Source organism: Streptomyces hoynatensis, from assembly GCF_003626535.1.
GTDB classification, from domain to species: Bacteria; Actinomycetota; Actinomycetes; order Streptomycetales; family Streptomycetaceae; genus Streptomyces; species Streptomyces hoynatensis.
The window spans coordinates 504,990-523,135 of the sequence record NZ_RBAL01000003.1; the positions used below are offsets into that span (position 1 = coordinate 504,990).

Below are 18,146 nucleotides of genomic sequence, written 5' to 3' on the forward strand. Positions count from 1 at the left end.
GGAGATGGACACACCGGACACGCCGGACGGGCGGGGCCCGGCGGACGTGACGGACCCGAAGGAAACGGCCGCCAGGCTGCGGGCGATCGGCGAAGAACTGTCCGAGCGCTTCTACGAACGCGCCGACGTGGTGCGGACGCTGCTGGTGACGCTGCTGGCGGGGCAGCACTCGCTGCTCCTCGGCCCGCCGGGCACCGCCAAGTCCGAAATGGCCAGGGAACTCGCGGGCCGGGTCGAGGGCGCGGCCTACTGGGAGATCCTCCTGTCGAAATTCACCGCGCCGACGCGGATGTTCGGCCCCATCGACGTCGCCGCGCTGGCCAGGGGCGAGTACCGCCAGGTCTACGACGGCCGCGCCACGACCGCGCACATCGCGTTCATCGACGAGATCTTCAAGTGCTCCACGGCGGCGCTCAACGAGACGCTCGGCTACCTCAACGAGCGGATCTACCACCCGGAAAGCGGCGGGCAGCCGATCCGCTGCCCGCTGATCGGGGCCATCACCGCGAGCAACGAACTCCCGGGCGAGGAGGACGCGGCCGCCATCTACGACCGGCTGCTGGTGCGGATCGAGGTCGGCTACCTGGAGGACCCCGCCAACTTCGCCGCCCTGGTCCGCTCCGCCGTCGGGCCCCGGGCGGCACCGAAGAGGACCACGGTGGACCTGGCCGACCTGCGGCACGCCGTGACCCGGGCCGTCCCCGCCGTCGACGTGCCCGACCCGATCGTGGACGCGGTCTGCACGCTGCGGGCCGCCCTCCGCCGCCGGGAACTGATCGCCTCCGACCGCCGCTGGCGCCAGGCGGTGGGCCTGCTCCAGGCATCCGCCCACCTCGACGGACGGCAGGCGGTCGCCGAGACCGACCTGCAGGTCCTGACGCACGTGCTGTGGGACTCCCCGGCACAGCGCCCGGCCGTCGAGCGCGAGGTGCTGCACCTGGTCAACCCCGACGCCAGGGAGGCGCTCGACCTGGCCGACACCATCGAGGAACTGGAAGCCCAACTCGACGCCATGGCCGGGCAGTCACGCGAGGCGCTGAGCGAGTGGGTCATCAAGAAGGCCCACCACAGGCTCGCCATGGCGGGGAAGCGGCTGGAGCAGCTGCGCGAGGAGGCCGCGCTGGCCGGCCGCTCGACCGCCGCCATCGACCGCGTCACCGGCCGCCAGCGCGCCGTGCGCGCCCGCGTCCTCACCGAGGCCCTCGGCATGGACGCGAGCATGGTGCAGGCCCAGCTCTGAGACCGGGGGAGAGGCGCATGGGCACGACACCGGGCAGGTCAGGGGAGCCGGCGGCGGTGGCCGCGGACCGCTTCGACCGGATCACGTGGCGCGACACCCTGGAACAGTCGGCCGGGCTGCGGGAGGTGGCCGAGGAGCTGAACGGGCGCTGGCCCCACGCCGGCGACCTGCTGGCCGACGCCTTCCTGGCCGCCTACCAGAGCCGCCCGCGGCTGCGCGAACGAGCGGAGATGGACCCCGCCCTGCTGGTCAACCACCGGATCGTCACCGCCCTCGTGGAGTCACCCGAGTTCGCCGCGCTGCGCCGGGAGACGGCGGGCGACCCCTACGCCGCCGCCATGGCCGTACTCGCCCAGGCCGCCGCCCTGCGCCGGCTGCTGCGGCGCCTCCACCCGGAACCGGAACGGGCCCGGCAGTCCACGCACGCCCCGCAGGCCGCCCACGACGCGGCGAGCGCCGCGGAAGAAGCGGAGGGCAACGCCGCGCAGGCCGCGGGGAACACCGCAGGGAACGCGCCGGAGGGCGCCGCCGGGGCCCTCGCGACGGCGGCCTCCGCCCTCCGCGCCGAGGCGCGCGGCGCGGCCGCCCGGGCCGCCGAGGCCGTGCGGGAGGAGGCGGCGCTGATGCGGGCATGGGGCGTGGGGCACGGCGAGTTGCAGCGGATGCCGTTCGGCCGCCGCGCCGAACTCGCCGAACGGCTCCGCTCGGGCCGCCTCGCCCGGTGGGCCGAACTCATCGGCCGCTTCCGGCAGATGGCCGGCGGGGAACGCGCCCGCAAGGTGGAGAACGCCACCGGGGAACTGATCGGCGTCACCCTCGGCAACGACCTCTCCCGCCTCATTCCCTCCGAGCTGACCGGCCTGGGACTGCCCGGGGCCCGCGCGGTGTTCGCCGCGCGCCACGCCGCCGGGGAGCTGATGCTCTACGACAGCAGGGGAGAGCAGCCCACCGGCAGGGGAGCCGTCATCGCGTGCGTGGACACCTCGCACTCCATGTACGAGGCCGGGCCCGGCGGCGTCACCCGGGAGGCGTGGGCCAAGTCCTGCGCCCTGGCGCTGCTGGATCAGGCCCGCGCCGCCAAGCGCGACTTCGTGGGCATCCTGTTCTCCTCCGCCGGCCGCCTCCGGGTGTTCCGCTTCCCGGCCGCCGGGCCCGCCGGGATCGAGCGGGTCCTGGAGTTCGCGGAGACCTTCCTCGGCGGCGGCACCAGCTACGAGACGCCGCTGACCGCGGCCGGCGAACTGCTGCGGGAGGAGTGCGGCGGCGCCTCCCGCACGGGCGGCGACATCGTGCTGATCACCGACGACGAGTGCGGCGTCACCGAGGAGTGGATGCGCGGCTGGAGGGACACCAAGCGCCTGCTGGGCTTCCGGGTCTTCGGCGTGGCCGTCGGCGCCGCGCACGCCGCCGCGGCCGGCTCGGTCCTCGAGGTCCTGTGCGACAACCTCCGCTCCATCGAGGACCTCACCGACGTCCGGTCCGCCGCCGGCCTCTTCCGCACGATCTGACCCGACGACCCGACCGGGAGGACCGGCCGCGAGGACCCGACCGGCGAGGACCCGACCGGCGAGGACCCGACCGGCGAGGACCCGGCCGTGCGGGAGCCGTCCCCACACCCCCCGGCTCCGCACGCCCGACCACCCACGGCCGGCCTGGCCCGTGAGCCGACGGCTCCGGCCTCCCCGCGGCACCCGCCCGAACCCGCGCGAGGGGGACCGGCCCCACCGCCCCCACGGCGGCCGCACCGCGGGGCCCGCGGCGGAACCCGCGCCCGGCTCAGGCGGCCTCGTCCCGGCGGGCGGCCCTGCGCTGCAGGGCCTCGCGCCGGGCACGCAGCTTCCGCTGCCGCCTCCGGCTCTGCCTGCGCCGCTCGGCCCGCGCGCGGGCACGCGGGTCCCTCGGCCTCGTGTGATCGAGCCGCCACAGGTACCACAGCACCGCGAAGAGGGTCGCGAAGAGCATCACCCCGAGAATCGCCGCGAGCGCGGGGGCATGTCCGCGACCTCGATGTCCCTGTACCTGCCGCCCACGCCGGTGCCCCTCTCGCTGCAGTCTCCCGGCACCCTACCGGCGGCACAACAGGCCCGCCCGCCCCGGGAATCAGGCCCGGTCCGGCCCGGCCCCCTTCCGGCCGGCGCCGGGGCGCTCACCCCCGGCCCTGAACGTCCGGCGGTAGGCGTCCGGCGGCACCCCGACGGTGCGGTTGAAGTGGCGGCGCAGGGTGGCCGCGGTGCCCATCCCGGTGGCCGCCGCCACGGCCTCGACGTCCTCGTCGGTCGTCTCAAGCAACTCCTGGGCGCGCCTGATCCGCTGAACCAGCAGCCACTGCAGCGGGGTGGTGCCGGTCGCGGACCTGAAGTGGCGGCCCAGGTTGCGCGCGCTCATCCCGGCCCGCCGGGCCAGGTCCTCCACCGTCAGCGGCTGGTCGAGCCGTTCCAGCACCCAGGAAAGCAGCTCGGCGAGCGGCTGCTGCCGCGGCGCGGGGAGCGGGGTGGTGACGAACTGGGCCTGGCCCCCGTCCCGGTGCGGCGGCACGACCAGGCGGCGGGCGGCCGCGTTGGCCGCCGAGGAGCCGTGGTCGAGGCGGACGAGGTGCAGGCACAGGTCCAGGGCGGCGGCCTTGCCCGCGGAGGTGAGCACCCGGCCGTTGTCCACGTACAGGACGTCCGGGTCCACCTCGACCCGCGGATAGCGGGCGGCCAGGTCCCCGGTGTGCGCCCAGTGCGTGGTCGCACGCAGCCCGTCCAGCAGGCCGGCGGCCGCCAGCACGAACGCGCCCGTGCACAGGGAGGCCAGGCGCGCGCCCGCCGCATGGGCCGCCCGTACCGCGTCGACCAGGCCGCCGGGCGGGGGGCGGTCGACGTCGGCCCAGCCGGGCACGATCACGGTGTCGGCCTGCGGCAGCCGGTCGAGGCCGTGCTCTGGCGCGAGCAGGAACCGTCCGGCCCGCACCGGCTCTGACCCGCAGAGGGCGACCCGGTACCAGGGGCCGGCGAACCCGGCCGGGGCGGAGTCGAAGATCTCGTGGGCCATGGCCAGTTCGAAGGGCAGTATCCCGTCGGTGACGGCCAGCGCGACAGTGTGCACGTCCGGAATTGTACGGAGCCTGTCGTTCCGGACGCTCGTGCGGGTGCTCTTCCCCGGCCAGGATGACTGCGGCGCAACGAACCGGATGCGCCGAACGGATCCGGAGCGAAAAGGAAACACCCATGACGGCGGACCAGATGGTCGCGGTGTACGGCGCCTACGGGCACACCGGGCGCTTCGTGGTGGCCCGGCTGCGGGAGCGCGGGTACCTGCCCGTCCTCTGCGGCCGCGACGCCGGCCGGCTGCAGGCGCTGGCGACGGCGTCCCCGACCGGACCCGCCCCCCGCCCCGCCGCGGTCGACGACCCGGCCGCACTCGACCGCGCCCTGGCCGGGGCCGCGGCCGTGATCAACTGCGCCGGGCCCTTCGCCACGACGGCCGCCCCCGTGATCGAGGCCGCGCTGCGCGCCGGGATCCCGTACGTGGACGTGGCGGCCGAAATCGAGGCCAACCTCGACACCTTCACCCACTTCGGCGCCCGCGCCCGCGCCGCGAAAACCGCCGTCGTCCCGGCGATGGCCTTCTACGGCGGCCTCGGCGACCTGCTGGTCACCGCGGCGATGGGCGACTGGACCGACGCCGAGGAGGCGCACGTCGCCTACGGCCTGAGCGGCTGGCACCCCACCGCGGGCACCCGAGCCGCCGGCGCGGTCTCCCGGCGGCGGCGGGAGGGCAGGGGCGTCCGGTTCACCCAGGGTCGGCTGGAGTACCACCAGGACGAACTGCCCACGCTCACCTGGCCCTTCCCCGAGCCGATGGGCCCGCGCGCCGTCGTCGGCGACTTCACGATGGCGGACGTCGTGACCATCCCGCGTCACCTGGACATTCCCGAAGTGCACACCTGCATGACCGTCGAGGCGGCCAGGGACCTGGCGGACCCCGGCACCCCGGCGCCCGCCCCCGCCGACGAGCACGGCCGGTCCGCGCAGACCTTCCTCGTCGACGCCGTCGTGCGCCGCGGCGGCCGCGAACGGCGCGCCACGGCAACCGGCCGCGACATCTACGCGGTCACCGCGCCGCTCGCCGTGGAGGCGGTCGAGCGCCTCCTCACGGGGCGGACCAGGACATCCGGAGTCGCCTCCGCGGGCGAGATCTTCGACGCCCCCGCCTTTCTCCGCTCCCTGTCCCCGCACATCTCCCTGGACATCTCCCCGGACGCCACCCCCGCCGCCCGGCCCGGGACGGCCAGGTCGGCCGGTTCCCACCGCCACGACGCGGGCCCGCGCCGAACCGTCGAGTAACGTGCCGGTGCCGGGACCGGCGGGAGAAACGGAGCGGCCATGACGAGCTTCGACGGACTCGCCCACGCCGAGGCGCGCGCCTTCGCCGCACGCCGGCTGCCGGCCTGGACCGGGAACGACCCCGAGCGGCTCGCCGGCTTCCACGCCGAGGACGCGGTCTACCTCGACCCCGCCGTGCCGCAGGGCGTACGCGGGCGCCCCGAGATCCTGTCCTACTTCCGGCGGTTGCTGGGGCGCAACCCCGAGTGGGTGTGGACCAGCACCGCGGTCCGGCCGCTGGAGGGCGGCTTCCTCGACTACCGGCACGCCTCGATCCCGGCGGCACGCGGCATCGTCGAGTGCGGCGGAGTGTGCACCGTCACCCTGCGGGAGGGGCTGATCACCAGGAACGAGGTCTTCTTCGACCGCTCCGGGCTGCTGTCCGCGATGGCTCCCTGACCGCGGGCGCGCCCGGGCGCACGAGCGGCGGGAACCGGGTGACCCGCGACGTGGCACGCCGGGCCCGGCCCCTGGCGGCCGGCGAGCCGGCGGGTGGGCCACCGGACGGCCCCCCGCCGACCGGCTGGGCGAGCCCCGCCGCACGGAGGCGTGCGGTGCGGCGCGGTGCGGTGGCGTCTTCCGAATCCGCGCCGCGCGCGCTGTTGCGCACTCCGGCTCCCCCCGGCGCCGATGGTGTGGTTCCCGCAGCGAGGGAAATCACTGCTGGTGGCGGCGCTGGGGCGCCGCCGTGAGTGAGCGAGTGGGAGGAACCATCGTGGCTGATTCCGTGTCGGTGACGCAGGGGAGTGTGGGGAGCGGCGGGCAGCCGTACGAGCCGCCCGCGCTGGTCGAGGTCGGCGAGTTCTCGACGCTCACCCTCGGCTGGCCCGAGGGGAACAGGCTGGAGGAGGGCGGCGAGGGCCTGCGGTGGTGGTTCTAGGGCCGCCGGGCTCCGGTGCGGGGTGACATGTGGTTCGCCGTGCTGCCGGACGGCCAGGCCGCGCGGACCGCGGCGCGCCTACTGGGCGAGCGGGCAGGCCGGCTGATCGCGCACGGCTCGGGACGGCCGTGGCTGCTGGGCCGCTGGCCGGACGACCAGGTCGTGGTGGCCGAAGCGGGCCGGGCGCGGTTGGCGGTGATCGGGCGCTGCCCGGTCACCGCCGGCGAACTGTCGGCAATGCTGGGCGGCATGGAAAGCGTCGAGGGGGTGGAGCGCATCGCCCGCCGGCTGGCCGGCAGCTTCCACCTGGTCGCCTCGATCGGCGGGCGGGTACGGGTACGGGGCAGCGCCTCCGGGGTGCGACGGGTCTTTCACGCCCGGCTCGACGGGGCCACCGTGGGCGCCGGCCGCTGCGACGTCCTGGCCGCGGCGATCGACGCCCCGGTGGACGAGCGGGTCCTGGCCGCCCGGCTGCTGACCCCCGGCGCCCTGCCCATGGTGGAGGAGAGCAGCGCCTGGCGCGGCGTCACCGCTGTGCCGCCCGACCACTGCCTGCTGCTCGAGCCGGACGGCGGGGCGAGCACCGGGCGTTGGTGGCAGGTCCCCGAGCCGGCCGTCTCGCTGGCCGACGGGGCCCTGGCCGTGCGGGAGGCGTTGTCGGCCGCGGTGGACTCGTGCACGGTGGGCGGCGGCACCGTCAGCGCGGACCTGTCCGGGGGCCTGGACTCCACGAGCCTGTGCTTCCTGGCCTCCCGGGGCCGGGCCGCGCTGGTCACCAACCACCACCGGGGCACCGACCCGCACAACGATGACGCCGGCTGGGCCGGCCAGGCCGCCGCCGCCCTGCCGGACGCGCGGCACCTGACGGTGAGCCGGGAACGGACCCCGATGTGGTTCGCCGGGCTGAACGGGGCGCCCACGGGCCTGGAGGACCCGGGTGCCTGGCCGCGCAACCCGGCCCGGCTGAACGACGTGACCGGCCGGATGACCGCCGCAGGGTCGCGCCTGCACCTGACCGGCAGCGGCGGCGACGAGGTGTTTCGCCTCAGCCCCCGCCATCTCCACGACCTGGTGCGCGACCACCCCCTGCGGGCGCTGCCCCGCATCCGCGCGCACCGTCTTCACCACCGGCAGCCGCTGTGGTCCTTGCTGCGGGCGCTCGGCGAGCGCGGAACATACCGCGGCTGGCTGACCCGGGCGGCCGAGGACCTGGCGGCCGGGGGCCAGGCACCGAGATGGCCCTCGATGAGCTGGGGACCGGCGCCGGCGATGCCGCCCTGGACCACCTCGGCGGGAGTCGAGACCGCCCGGGCCCTGCTGCGCGAAGCCGCCGCGACCCGCCCGGAACCCTTCGCCACCCGGCGGGCGCAGCACATCGCCGTCCAGTACGCCCGCACCGCCGGCGCGGGCGTCCGCTGGCTCGGCCAGGCCGCCCGCCGCGCCGGACTGCCCCAGGCCGCCCCCTGCCTGGACGACAACGTGCTGGATGCCGCGCTGTCCGTCCGGATGGAGGACCGCGAACGCCCCGGCCGGTACAAGCCCCTGCTGACCGCGGCGATGGAGGGCATCGTCCCCGCCCCGCTCCTGACCCGCACCACCAAGGGCGACTACTCCGCCGACTTCTACGCCTCCTTGCACCGCCACCGCGGCGAACTCCTGGAGTTCTTCGGCGACTCACTCCTCGCCGGCCGGGGCCTGATCGACGCCGGCGCGCTGCGCGCCGCGCTCCTGGCCCCGCACCCCACCCCGCACATCCTCAGCCCGCTGCTGCAGACACTCGCCTGCGAAGCCTGGCTGCGCGCACAACCCGCCTCCTGCCCCTGAAGGGGCCGTGGCGAGTGGGGGCGGAGGCCCGAACCGCGGGCCCACGCCCGTGCCGTCGGCGGCTCAGCGCGAGGCTTCGAGAAGCCGGGACATCAGGGCGAGGAACTGGCGTCGCTGTGATCCGGTCAGTGGCGCAAGCAACTCCTCCTGGACCCCGCCGATGACGGTGTCGAGCTCGGCAAGCTGTTGCACGCCCTCGGGGGTGATGGTGACGATGTTGCGGCGCTTGTGCCGGGGGTCGACCCGGCGCTCGACGAGCCCACGCGATTCGAGCTCCGTCAGTGCGGCGGTGACGTCGCTGCGGTCGATGCCCGTGTCGCGCCCGAGGTCGGCCTGGCTGGCGGGCCCCCACTGTTCGAGCGCGGCAAGCAGCCGGTAGTGGTAGCCCCGCAGGCCGTTGCCGCGGGCCTCGAAGCCCGCACCCAGCAACGCCGAAGAGCGGGCGTAGACGCGGCTGATGAGCCAGGTCGGGCGGTCCTTGACTCGATCGGGCGTCCGTCCGGACTGATCGTGACGTACAGGCACCCCCTCAGGCTACCACTTGTTGGCCCGCCCAACACTTGCTATGTTGGCGCCCCCAACACTCGTTTGGGTCCCCTGAGGAGCTCACGTGGAGACCGTTCCCCTCCCGCCCACGCTGCACAGCCCGCGTGGCCGCCGGGTACTGGCACTGCTGTGTGCCGTCGCGTTCCTCGACTTCGTCGACGCGTCCATCACCAACGTGGCAATGCCGCACATCCAAAAAGACCTCGACCTCTCGACGCAGAGCCTCCCCTGGGTGCCCTCGTCATACCTGCTGACCTACGGCGGCTTCATGCTGCTCGGCGGCCGCCTCGCCGACCTGCTGGGCCGCCGCACCATGCTGCTCGCCGGCACGGCCCTCGTCGGACTGTCCTCACTCGCCGGAGGGCTCGCCGCAAGCGCCGGCGTGTTCATCACGGCGCGACTCGCCCAGGGCCTCGGCGCCGCCCTCATGCTGCCCGCCGCCCTGTCCTGCCTCACCACCACCTTCACGGCCCCACGCGACCGCCAGGCCGCGCTCAGCGTCTGGGCCGCCGTCGCCGGGCTGGCCTCGGCGGCCGGCATTCTGCTCGGAGGTGTCCTCACCGAGGGGCCCGGGTGGCGCTGGGTCATGTTCGTCAACCCGATCGCCTGCGCGCTGGTACTGCCCGCCGCCGTCGCCCTCCTGCCACGAGACCTGCCGGCCGCGCGGAGATCCCGTTTCGACCTCCTCGGCAGCGCCGTCGTCACCTGCGGCATGCTGCTGCTCGTCTACGCCCTGATCAAGGCACCCGACCAGGGCTGGGACGCGACCCGCACCTGGCTCCAATTCGGCACCGTGGCCACGCTCCTGACCTGCTTCGTCCTCATCGAGCGCCAGGCCCGCGACCCGATCCTGCCGCTGAGCATCTTCCGCGTGCCGGGACTGGCCGCAGCCAACCTCACCGGGCTGATCGGGTTCGCCGGCATGCTCTCGATGTTCTACTTCCTCACCCTCTACATGCAGACCGTCCTGGGCTACTCCCCGATCGCCGCCGGAGCCGCCTACCTCCCGCTGACCCTCGGCGTCGGAGTCTCCGCCGGCATCGGGGGCAGGCTGCTCACCAGGGTCGGCAGCCGAATCGTCGTCTTCGCCGGTGCCCTCCTCGCGGCCGGTGGCCTGCTCCTCCTCAGCCACATCCCCGTCACCGGCGGATACCTCGCCCACATCCTCCCCGGGCTTCTCCTCGTGGCCCTGGGCAGCGGAGCCGTGTTCGTCGGAGTGACGACCGCCGCCAATGCCGGAGTCGGCCCCAACCGCGCCGGACTTGCCGCGGCCATCCTCAACTCCTCCCAGCAGATCGGCGGAGCCCTCGGACTGGCCATCTTCTCCGCCGTCGGCACCGCACGCATACACCACCTGCTCGGATCGGGAACGCCCGTGCCGGAGGCCACCACCTCCGGCCTGCGCCACGCCCTGGCCACCGGCGCCGCCTTCGCGGCCGCCGCCGCACTCATCGCCCTCGCGACAACGAACGCCCGCGAAGACCCCACCCGGCCCCACGAAGAAGAACCCGAACCCGACCAGCCGCACCACGCAGCCGGTCCCGAACCCGCCATGAAGGAAACCCCATGAGCAAGGCACCCACGAACGCATCCGCACGCGTCCTCGTCGTCGGCCGAAGCCCGGGCGTACTCGTCGACGCCGTCCGCATCCTGCGCGGCAAGGGCTATTCCGCCAACGCAACCAACCAGTTCGACCGGGTACTCGACGACTACGACGCGACCGGCATCGACATCCTGGTCTTCGGAGGCATGGTCCCGGCCGACACCAAACAGCACCTGCGCGAGGAAATCGGCCGGCGCAACCCGCACACCACCTTCCTCCAAGGGCTCGCCGGCATCGCCGGCCTCATCGCCGCCCAGGTCGAAGAGGCCGCCACCTCCAGCGAACCGGACCACGGCCGGCTCGCCTACGACGCGGCGCACCGGACCGTGGAGCTGACACTGAACGCCCCCCGGCATGTCTCGGTACACGCGTGGTGGGTCACCTCCTACACCCCGCCGGAGCCCAAGAGCACCTCGACGGAGGTGCTCAACGCCCGGCTGGACAAGGGCTCCCACAGCGTCCCGGTCCCGGAACGCGTACCGTCCGAAGCCTCCTTCGCAACGGTCGCCGTCGGCCCCTCCGTCCGCGTGTTCACCGTCGGCGCGATGCCCAAGGCGATCACCCGCATGATCCCGGCTTCGCCCACCGACCGACGGCTCCCCGAAGTCGGCCACGTCACCACGCACAACGACGACCGGTGAAGTAAGAGAAAACGACCGATGATTGACGTTCGGCTTTCAGCGTTTTGAGCGTTTTCGGCCTTTTCGGCGCGGGTCACACCCTCTCGGGCCTGCGGATCTTCGCTGGCCGGATAGGGCATGGGGCTGTGGCTGTGGCTGGTGAGAGCCGGCGCCGTGTTCCCGGCGATGGAGGGCGCGCCGTTTCCCGGTGAAGGGTGGATGCCGAATACTGGAGGCGCAGCGCCTCCAAGACCCCCTTCCCGGGGCGGGCCCCCTCGGGTCCCAGGGCGGCGCCGGCGGCTGCCTGTGACCGCCGGAAGGCCGTCAGCACCCGGGCCCGGAACCGCAGGCCAATCGTCGTCGACGTCAGGGCCGTTGCGGTCGGCTGCGGCCTCGGCGCGGTCGTCGCGTGTTTCCGCCTCCGCCGAGTCGGCCGCCAGCATCCGCGGCTTCTTCGTCGAGGACCTGTATCGCGAAGACGCGGTGCTGGTCGTGGACGAGACAGGTGACCTGAAGAAGGGCATGCACACAGTGGGCGTGCGGCGCCAGCACACCGGCACCGCCGGACGCATCGAGAGCAGTGAGCTTCTTCAGCGGTGCCGCTCCAGGGTGAGAACGGCTTTGGCGAGTGACGTCATGCGGTTCGGGCTGCCGGCGCCCGGTTCACGGTCTGCTGGGCGGGAGTGAGACCGTGGTGCGGCCGATGCTTGACGCCGGCGGTGTCCCAAGGACCTCTTCCTTGGCAGGTGCACGGGACGCAGGTAAGCGGTCAGGCCCCATGGGCGAGGCCCCGTCCGGTGAACCGGGGTGCGCGGTATGCCCACCGTATGCGGGGCGCGGTCAGACCTGTGCCTGGCCTCCGTCGACGAACCAGTCGGCGCCGTTGACGAAGCTGGAGGCGTCCGAGGCCAGGAACGTCGCCACGGCGGCGATCTCGTCCGGGCGGCCGATCCTGCCGAGCGGCACCTGCGAGGCGAGTTGGTGGTCCGGGCCTACGGCGCCGATCAGGCCCGGGGTGTGGGTCGGGCCGGGGCTCAGCACGTTCACCCGGAACTTCCGTTCCTGCGCGCCGAGCGCCCAGCTGCGCACCAGGTTGCGCACCGCCGCCTTCGATGCGCCGTAGATTTCCAGGCCCGGTCCGGGGCGGAGGGTGCTGGTCGATCCTGTCACTATGATCGAGGCGCCGTCCGACAGCAGGGGCAGCGCCTTTTGTACGGTGAAGATCGTGCCCTTCACGTTCGTGCCGAAGGTGGCGTCGATGGCTTCCTCGGTGATCTCACCGAGACGCTGAGGGACCGCGCTGCCGGCGTTGGCGACAAGCACGTCGATGCGGCCCGCCTCCTCGCGCACGACCGAGTAGAGGTTGTCGAGGTCCGTCTGTATCGAAACGTCGGTCCTCACGCCGGTGGCTGCCGGCCCGATCTCGGCGACGGCCGCGTCGAGCGGCTCCTGACGGCGACCGGCCAGGAACACCCGTGCCCCCTCCGCGGCGAACCGTTTGGCGATGGCCAGCCCGATGCCGCTGTTGGCTCCGGTGACCACCGCCGCCTTGCCTGCGAGTACTTCCGTCATGACGCGCCCACTCCTCAGTTCTTGACTGGTTCGTCCATAACACTAGCCGTTATGGACGAACCAGTCAAGAATGGGTAGGCTGTCCCCATGGCGCGACCCAGGAGGTTCGACGAGCGGCAGGTACTGGACACTGCCCGGGAGCGGTTCTGGTCGGGTGGGTACGCCGCCACGCGCATGGAGGACATCGCCGAGGCAACGGGGCTCGGCAAAGGCAGCCTGTACGGCGCGTTCGGCGGGAAGCAGGAACTGTTCCACCGGGTGTTCGACGATTACTGCGGCTCCGTCGTCGATGCCGTGAGCCGGCAGTTGCGCGGCAACGACGCGGACGCCTTCGAGCGGCTGTCCGCCCACGTGCACGCGGTGGCGGCGGCGACTGCCGCAGACACCGCCCACCGCGGATGCCTGCTGGCCAAGGGCGCCGCCGAGCTGGCCGAACACGACGAGACGGTGGCCAAGCGGGCCCGCACGGCCATCGAGGCGCTGCAGAAGCTGCTGGAGGACGACATCGCAGCCTGTCAGCGCAACGGCGATATCGCCGCGGACGCGGATCCGGGAAAGCTGGCTGCGCTCGTACTCGCCGTACTGCGCGGCATTGAAGCGCTGGGCAAGGCCGGAGCGAGCGAGGAGACGCTGACCGATATTGCCCGGACAGCCCTTGCCGTGCTGCCCCGCCCCGCTCACTGAGTTTCTTCAGCCCGGCCACCGATCGGGAGATGGCCGAGGGCGCGTGACAGACGAGGCCCCCGAGTTGCCGGTGGAGATGACTGACGTCTCAACCAAGCAGCCCAGCCCCTCGTTGATCATCTATCCCGCTGCACTCGACGTGTCACATGCGCTCGTGGAGTGGGTCACCATGCTCATCGTCAACCGTGAGGGGGACCGGCGCTGCAAGCTGCGCCCGTCTCAACGCGCGACGGTGACGCTCGTGTACTTGCGTGAGCACGTCACGTTGGCGCAGATCGCCGCAGGATTCGGCATCATCGAGTCCACTGCTCACGCCTACACCACAGCGGCCGCCGACCTGCTCGCCGAGCGCGCACCGGGCCTGCTCAAGGCCCTGCGCGAAGCCGACCCGGACTTCGTCCTGCTGGACGGCACCCTCGCCGAGTGCGACCGCGTCGGTGACGGGCGGGCGGACTACTCGGCCAAGTCCCGCCGGCACGGCGTGAACGCGCAGGTCGTCACCGACCCCAGCGGCCGACTGCTGTGGCTCTCCGCTGCACTGCCCGGCCGTGCCCACGACCTGGCCGCCGCCCGTACCCACCGGATCATCCGTATCCGCGGACGCCAGGGCATCGCCATCCCGGCCGACCTCGCCTGCCAAGGAGGAGGTCCTTGGGGCACCACCGGCGTCAAGCGTCGGCCGCACCACGGCCTCACTCCCGCCCAGCAGACCGTAGAACCGGGCGCCGGCCAGGATCCGTGCCCCGGCCGGGCGTGGCGTCGCCCGCCTCAAGTCCTGGCGGATCTTCCGTCACGCCCGCTGCAACCCGAACCGCAAGACGTCACTCGCCAAAGCCGTACTCACCCTGGAGCGGCACCGCTGAAGAAGCTCACTGCGGGGCCGCGTCGGCGGGTGTGGGGTGTTGGGCAGATCCTGGCTGCCGCGGGCCTGCCCGTCACGCGCCCCGGGGGTTGGAGGCTGATCGTGCTGCCGGCGGAATCCTGACCGGGCGGGGGAGGCCGCCGACCTGCGCGTGAGGATGCGCTCTGGCTGTTGGCCCTCGCGGGGGATTCCCTGGGAGAGCCCGATGTGCCGGCGCTCGCCCGGGTGGCGGACACCGTCGCCGCCGCGGCGGCCGAGTCGCTGTACACCCGGAGCTGACGCCGCGGCGGATGCGCGGGCATTACACCGTCCGGTCTTCGGGCACGAGGAGGACGTAGTCCACGGCCACGGCGAAGTCGCCGGAGAAGCCGGAAATCGTGAGGGTGCGCCGCCCCGGTTCCGCGGCGGGCAGCTGTACCCACAGGCCGCACGCCGTGACCGAGTGCGAGCCGCCGTACGACGTGACGGCGTTGCCCGGAACCCCTTCGAAGGTGACGGAGGTACCCGGATAGCGGTCGGGGTCGACGGCGGTGCCGTCCAGGGCGGCCGAGCCCCGGGCCGTGCGCATGAACTCGGCGCAGTCTTCCGGCTCCCCCATCGAGTTCACCAGGGGAAAGGCGATCGGGGTGCCCGGCGGCACGGTGCAGGTGCGCTCCGCCCGGCCGCCGAAAGTACCCGCCAGGAACCACACGTCCGTGGGCTGGCCGCGCTCGCAGAACCGGCCGTCGGGGTCCGCGATCGGGTTCGTCCCGTAAGGTTCCGAGGCCGCCCAGGCCCACCACCGGGCCTGCAACTCCTCCGCGGAGAGTGCTCCCGCCGCGCCCGGCGCGGGCCTGGCCTCCGGCCGCTCTCGCCCCGGCTCCCCGCAGCCGCCGCCCGCCAGGATCGCCCCCACGGCAACAGCCACAACAGCCCTCGTGCGCCTGCGCATTCTTCTCCCCTCCCGACACCGGACCCTACCGCCCGAACGGCCTCCCGGACGCACCGGCCGAAGGATCGGTGGGAGACGCATCAGCACCTGGCGTTGGCCAAAGTCGCTCGATCGCCTGAGCGGGAGCCACCGCACGATTCCGGGCGCGCAAGCCACCGGCCCGCGCGCCCGGGCGGCTCCGGACCGGCTAGGAGGTGGCCGCGGGCCGACGGGGACGGTCGTCCAGGACGATGGTGGTGAAGTCGCTGTCCTCGTCGTCCTCGTCCTGGAGGCGCGTGGCCTCGTCGACGGCCAGGCGGGCCCGCCTGTACACGCTGGCGGCCAGGGCCCAGGTGACCGGGTCGTCGGCGGAGCAGGCACCGCCGGCCAGCTTCCGCATCGTGCTCAGGACGGCCAGCAGGGACGGGCCCGACAAGTAGGCCTCGACCAGGCCCTCGCCGACTTCGCCGATCCGCTCGGGGACCCGGAAAAACGGGTCTGACCGCACCGAGGCGAGGATGAACTCCCAGGTATGGCGATGGCACAGGAGACGTGCAGAGGCGATGCCGCCCGCAGACAGAAGAGTGGACAGATGCCCCCGCTCCTCGTCGACTTCCGAAGTGACAGGCGAGCGCCTACCCTCCTCGCCCGCGGCATCTGCCACGGCCGAACCAGGGGCCGCCGTACCAGCGCCCTGGCCACTGCCCACCGTGGAGGCGGAGGGAACCGCCGCAGGTGCTCCGTCGCCGTCCCGGGCCTGCTCTCGCTCCCGACGCTCGGCGCCCTCCGGCGCCACAGCTGCTGCCTCTTCGACGGCCACCTGCTCGGCCCTCCCCAGCTCCTGAAGCCCAGTCTCATCGCCGACGGCCCTCACCCGGCCCGTATCTTCCAGCGGCCCTTCGTCCCCACTGCCAACGTGGTCGGCCGCACCCCAAAGCCGGCCTGCCACCGCCTGAGCCAGCTCGCGCCGCAGCTCCTCCACAGCGGTGCGGACCTCCGCCAGATCCGCGAGCATCTTTTCCTGGCGGGGGATGCCTGCTGTGAGGTGATCGTCGAGTTCCTGTTGGTCATGGCCTTGTATCGTCTTCGGGTTGTCAGGGAGTGCTTGGTTTGCGGATTGGAGTATGGAGGCATGCGTTTGGAGGCCATCTCCCGCAAGGCGGTTACGGGTGGCGCCCCTGTCTTACTGCACTGTCTAGGGCATCCCGGTCTCCGGTCTCCGGTCCCGGGGCCGGTCTGGTACTGGGGATCGGCGTTGGAGGAGCCGTGGCCTTGCTTCATGGGGCCGAGGGATTGTTCGTCCCCGTGCAGATGTCGGGTCGGCTCCACGATGACCGGGACCGCGGTGGTGCGGAGGAGGCCGTCTGGTGAGTGTGATGGCCATCGCCCTGCGTGAATCGCTCATGGCTTTGTGGTTATTGGGGTGCTGGGGATTCTCGACGCCTGGCTCGTCCGGGCCCGGAAGGGCGAACTGGGGCACCTTGACTTTCTTGAGGTCTTCTGTCAGGACGAGATCATCTGCGGTGGGACTGTCGCGTTCGAACGCGCCTGTGTAAAGCGAGGTTCGAAGCAGCGAGCTGCCCTGGATGGGTTCGACTTCGCCGGGTGACGTCGTCGTGTGCTTGCTGACCGCGCCCTCTTGGCTGACGATCTCTGCGGACTCGTCAGCGGGCGGCAGGGCCGGTTCCTGATCACTGTCGGCAGGTGGGCGCCCGGCGATTGGTGTCCCCTCTTCCTCAACTTTGTTGCTGAGTCGCTGCTGGAGCGGCTGATCGACGCCGGCCACCAGGTCATTATGAACGGCCCCGGCTATCGGCCCAACAAGCGCCCTGGGAAGGGGAGTTAGTCTTACGACGCCAACGTCAGGGAGGTTCGGGTGCTGCGTGGAGTACTGATCGCCGAGAGTCTACGGGTCGGAGCCCGGCTGGCTGGGGTCCCCCTGCAGATCACCAAGCTGTCGCGGGTGGAGGTGTCGGACCCCGGGGATGGCCAGCCACGGCATTGGACACTCCTGGAGTTTTCCGCCGAGGAATCCGACGCGCTGCGGCTCGCGGATCAGCTCTCTTCCTGCCTCGCTTCATCGGGAGGTTGGTACACCGACTTCCACACCGTTGACGAAACGTTCGTGGTCTTTGCCAACAAGGTCTTCCGTTACCCCCGCGGGCAAGCCGAGGGCCGCAGCGAAGCTCAGCAGTATGGACGTTCCGTCGGCGTCCCCGAGCCGCAACTGGACTGGCAGGTCTGACCTCGGGTTCCGCGAGAGCGGGGCCCGCTCCAGGCCCCTCAGCCTGGGGAATGACGTGATCACATCGCTGGGGAATTGCGTGACCGTCGACGGTGAAGGCGGCCTGACCGCGTTCGATCGCCGTGGCGTGAGCGGGAATCGTCTTGCGTGCGGCTGTGGGGACGTCGGCCGCCCGATCGGGGGACACGTGGCTGGGGGAGCGCGTAAGGCTGCGCCGGCCTCGTCCGGGCCCTTGCCGAAAATTCCTGATTCTACACGAGTGCATCAATAACAGATGCAGACGATCAGGAAGATTTAGTACGGGACTCCGGATCGGCCGGAAGCTTTTGGTGAAGAGAACGCCCGATCTCGCATGATCTGTTCCCCCGTCAGTCGGACGCCCGATGTGTTTCCACAGCCCCACAAAGCCGGGAGAATAATGCACCCGTCCCCCCGCACCGAGCCCACCGACAGAGGAGCCCGTATGAATCCCCGTAACTACACAGCATTCAAGCCCCGATGCACCCCCACACCACCCCCTCGCTGCTGCGGCCTTTGGCGCTGGAGCGAAGCGGAAGCGCCGGGATTCCCGCGAAGCGGGAATCCCCACTCCAACTTGATGATTCCCGCGAAGCGGGAATCATTTCCCGTCCGCGAAGCGGACGGGAAAACTTCTCCGCGCGAAGCGCGGAGAAGTCACTGCAGGCGCGCGCAGCGCGCCTGGACCCGCTCCGCGGGAATCATCAAGTTGGCCCGCCTGAACCCCAGTCCCATTCAGAAAACTCGAATGCCGTCTCCTCCGTGTAAAAACAAA

The 18,146-nt window shown here is 72.4% G+C and carries 16 protein-coding genes and 3 pseudogenes; 12 read left to right on the forward strand and 7 right to left on the reverse strand.

The window, feature by feature from the left end; genetic code table 11:
* The first annotated feature begins 4 nt into the window (after positions 1–4).
* Together D7294_RS08065 and D7294_RS08070 are read left to right on the forward strand one after the other, a co-directional pair.
* Positions 5–1,240: an AAA family ATPase gene (locus tag D7294_RS08065; RefSeq protein WP_120677032.1), complete on the forward strand. Its 1,236-nt coding sequence runs from the start codon at positions 5–7 to the stop codon at positions 1,238–1,240.
* Between the two features lie 17 nt (positions 1,241–1,257).
* A complete protein-coding gene (locus D7294_RS08070) occupies positions 1,258–2,748 on the forward strand; it encodes a VWA domain-containing protein (RefSeq protein WP_120677034.1) in 1,491 nt (496 codons plus the stop codon).
* 268 nt (positions 2,749–3,016) lie between these two features.
* Here the strand turns inward: D7294_RS08070 and D7294_RS08075 are convergent, their stop codons facing one another.
* Positions 3,017–3,202, reverse strand: a complete 186-nt coding sequence (locus D7294_RS08075) for a hypothetical protein (RefSeq protein ID WP_194117736.1) — start codon at positions 3,200–3,202, stop codon at positions 3,017–3,019.
* A 138-nt stretch (positions 3,203–3,340) separates the two neighbouring features.
* Positions 3,341–4,273, reverse strand: a complete 933-nt coding sequence (locus tag D7294_RS08080; RefSeq protein ID WP_422070668.1) for a helix-turn-helix domain-containing protein — start codon at positions 4,271–4,273, stop codon at positions 3,341–3,343.
* A 176-nt stretch (positions 4,274–4,449) separates the two neighbouring features.
* Between D7294_RS08080 and D7294_RS08085 the strand changes: the two genes are divergently transcribed.
* The 4 genes from D7294_RS08085 (at position 4,450) to D7294_RS08100 (ending at position 8,311) form a co-directional block, all read left to right on the forward strand.
* Positions 4,450–5,568 carry a saccharopine dehydrogenase NADP-binding domain-containing protein gene (locus D7294_RS08085; RefSeq protein ID WP_120677037.1) on the forward strand — a complete coding sequence of 373 codons (1,119 nt, stop codon included), beginning with the start codon at positions 4,450–4,452 and terminating at the stop codon, positions 5,566–5,568.
* Positions 5,569–5,607: 39 nt separating this feature from the next.
* On the forward strand, positions 5,608–6,006 hold the full coding sequence (locus tag D7294_RS08090; RefSeq protein ID WP_120677039.1) for a nuclear transport factor 2 family protein: 399 nt from the start codon (positions 5,608–5,610) through the stop codon (positions 6,004–6,006).
* Between the two features lie 316 nt (positions 6,007–6,322).
* Entirely contained in the window at positions 6,323–6,487 is a 165-nt protein-coding gene (locus D7294_RS31835; RefSeq protein ID WP_158674584.1) for a lasso RiPP family leader peptide-containing protein, read from the forward strand.
* A 27-nt stretch (positions 6,488–6,514) separates the two neighbouring features.
* Complete coding sequence (locus D7294_RS08100) at positions 6,515–8,311, forward strand: asparagine synthase-related protein (protein WP_120677044.1); 1,797 nt, start codon at positions 6,515–6,517, stop codon at positions 8,309–8,311.
* A gap of 63 nt (positions 8,312–8,374) precedes the next feature.
* Here the strand turns inward: D7294_RS08100 and D7294_RS08105 are convergent, their stop codons facing one another.
* On the reverse strand, positions 8,375–8,836 hold the full coding sequence (locus tag D7294_RS08105) for a MarR family winged helix-turn-helix transcriptional regulator (RefSeq protein ID WP_120677046.1): 462 nt from the start codon (positions 8,834–8,836) through the stop codon (positions 8,375–8,377).
* An 85-nt stretch (positions 8,837–8,921) separates the two neighbouring features.
* Here D7294_RS08105 and D7294_RS08110 point away from each other — a divergent pair, with 85 nt between their 5' ends.
* The 3 genes and pseudogenes from D7294_RS08110 to D7294_RS32445 all read left to right on the forward strand — a co-directional run.
* Positions 8,922–10,427: an MFS transporter gene (locus D7294_RS08110; RefSeq protein WP_120677048.1), complete on the forward strand. Its 1,506-nt coding sequence runs from the start codon at positions 8,922–8,924 to the stop codon at positions 10,425–10,427.
* Positions 10,424–11,101 (forward strand): hypothetical protein, encoded by a 678-nt coding sequence (locus D7294_RS08115; RefSeq protein WP_120677050.1) that lies wholly within the window; start codon positions 10,424–10,426, stop codon positions 11,099–11,101. Before D7294_RS08110 ends, D7294_RS08115 begins: the two co-directional genes overlap by 4 nt.
* Positions 11,102–11,551: 450 nt before the next feature.
* Positions 11,552–11,668 (forward strand): annotated as a pseudogene (locus D7294_RS32445) (transposase); the annotation flags it as partial.
* Positions 11,669–11,670: 2 nt separating this feature from the next.
* Here the strand turns inward: D7294_RS32445 and D7294_RS32960 are convergent.
* Positions 11,671–11,822 (reverse strand): annotated as a pseudogene (locus D7294_RS32960) (IS5/IS1182 family transposase); the annotation flags it as partial.
* 98 nt (positions 11,823–11,920) lie between these two features.
* Positions 11,921–12,652: an SDR family NAD(P)-dependent oxidoreductase gene (locus tag D7294_RS08125; protein WP_120677053.1), complete on the reverse strand. Its 732-nt coding sequence runs from the start codon at positions 12,650–12,652 to the stop codon at positions 11,921–11,923.
* 87 nt (positions 12,653–12,739) lie between these two features.
* On the opposite strand from D7294_RS08125, the gene D7294_RS08130 reads away from it, so the two are divergent.
* On the forward strand, positions 12,740–13,336 hold the full coding sequence (locus D7294_RS08130) for a TetR/AcrR family transcriptional regulator (RefSeq protein ID WP_120677055.1): 597 nt from the start codon (positions 12,740–12,742) through the stop codon (positions 13,334–13,336).
* Positions 13,337–13,448: 112 nt separating this feature from the next.
* A pseudogene (locus tag D7294_RS08135) lies at positions 13,449–14,199 on the forward strand (transposase).
* A 300-nt stretch (positions 14,200–14,499) separates the two neighbouring features.
* On the opposite strand, the gene D7294_RS32965 reads toward D7294_RS08135, so the two are convergent.
* Complete coding sequence (locus D7294_RS32965) at positions 14,500–15,105, reverse strand: signal protein (protein WP_241562185.1); 606 nt, start codon at positions 15,103–15,105, stop codon at positions 14,500–14,502.
* A 211-nt stretch (positions 15,106–15,316) separates the two neighbouring features.
* Positions 15,317–15,616: a hypothetical protein gene (locus tag D7294_RS31535; RefSeq protein WP_147450789.1), complete on the reverse strand. Its 300-nt coding sequence runs from the start codon at positions 15,614–15,616 to the stop codon at positions 15,317–15,319.
* Between the two features lie 1,368 nt (positions 15,617–16,984).
* On the opposite strand from D7294_RS31535, the gene D7294_RS08155 reads away from it, so the two are divergent.
* Positions 16,985–17,353, forward strand: a complete 369-nt coding sequence (locus D7294_RS08155) for a hypothetical protein (protein WP_120677059.1) — start codon at positions 16,985–16,987, stop codon at positions 17,351–17,353.
* Positions 17,354–18,146: the final 793 nt, after the last annotated feature.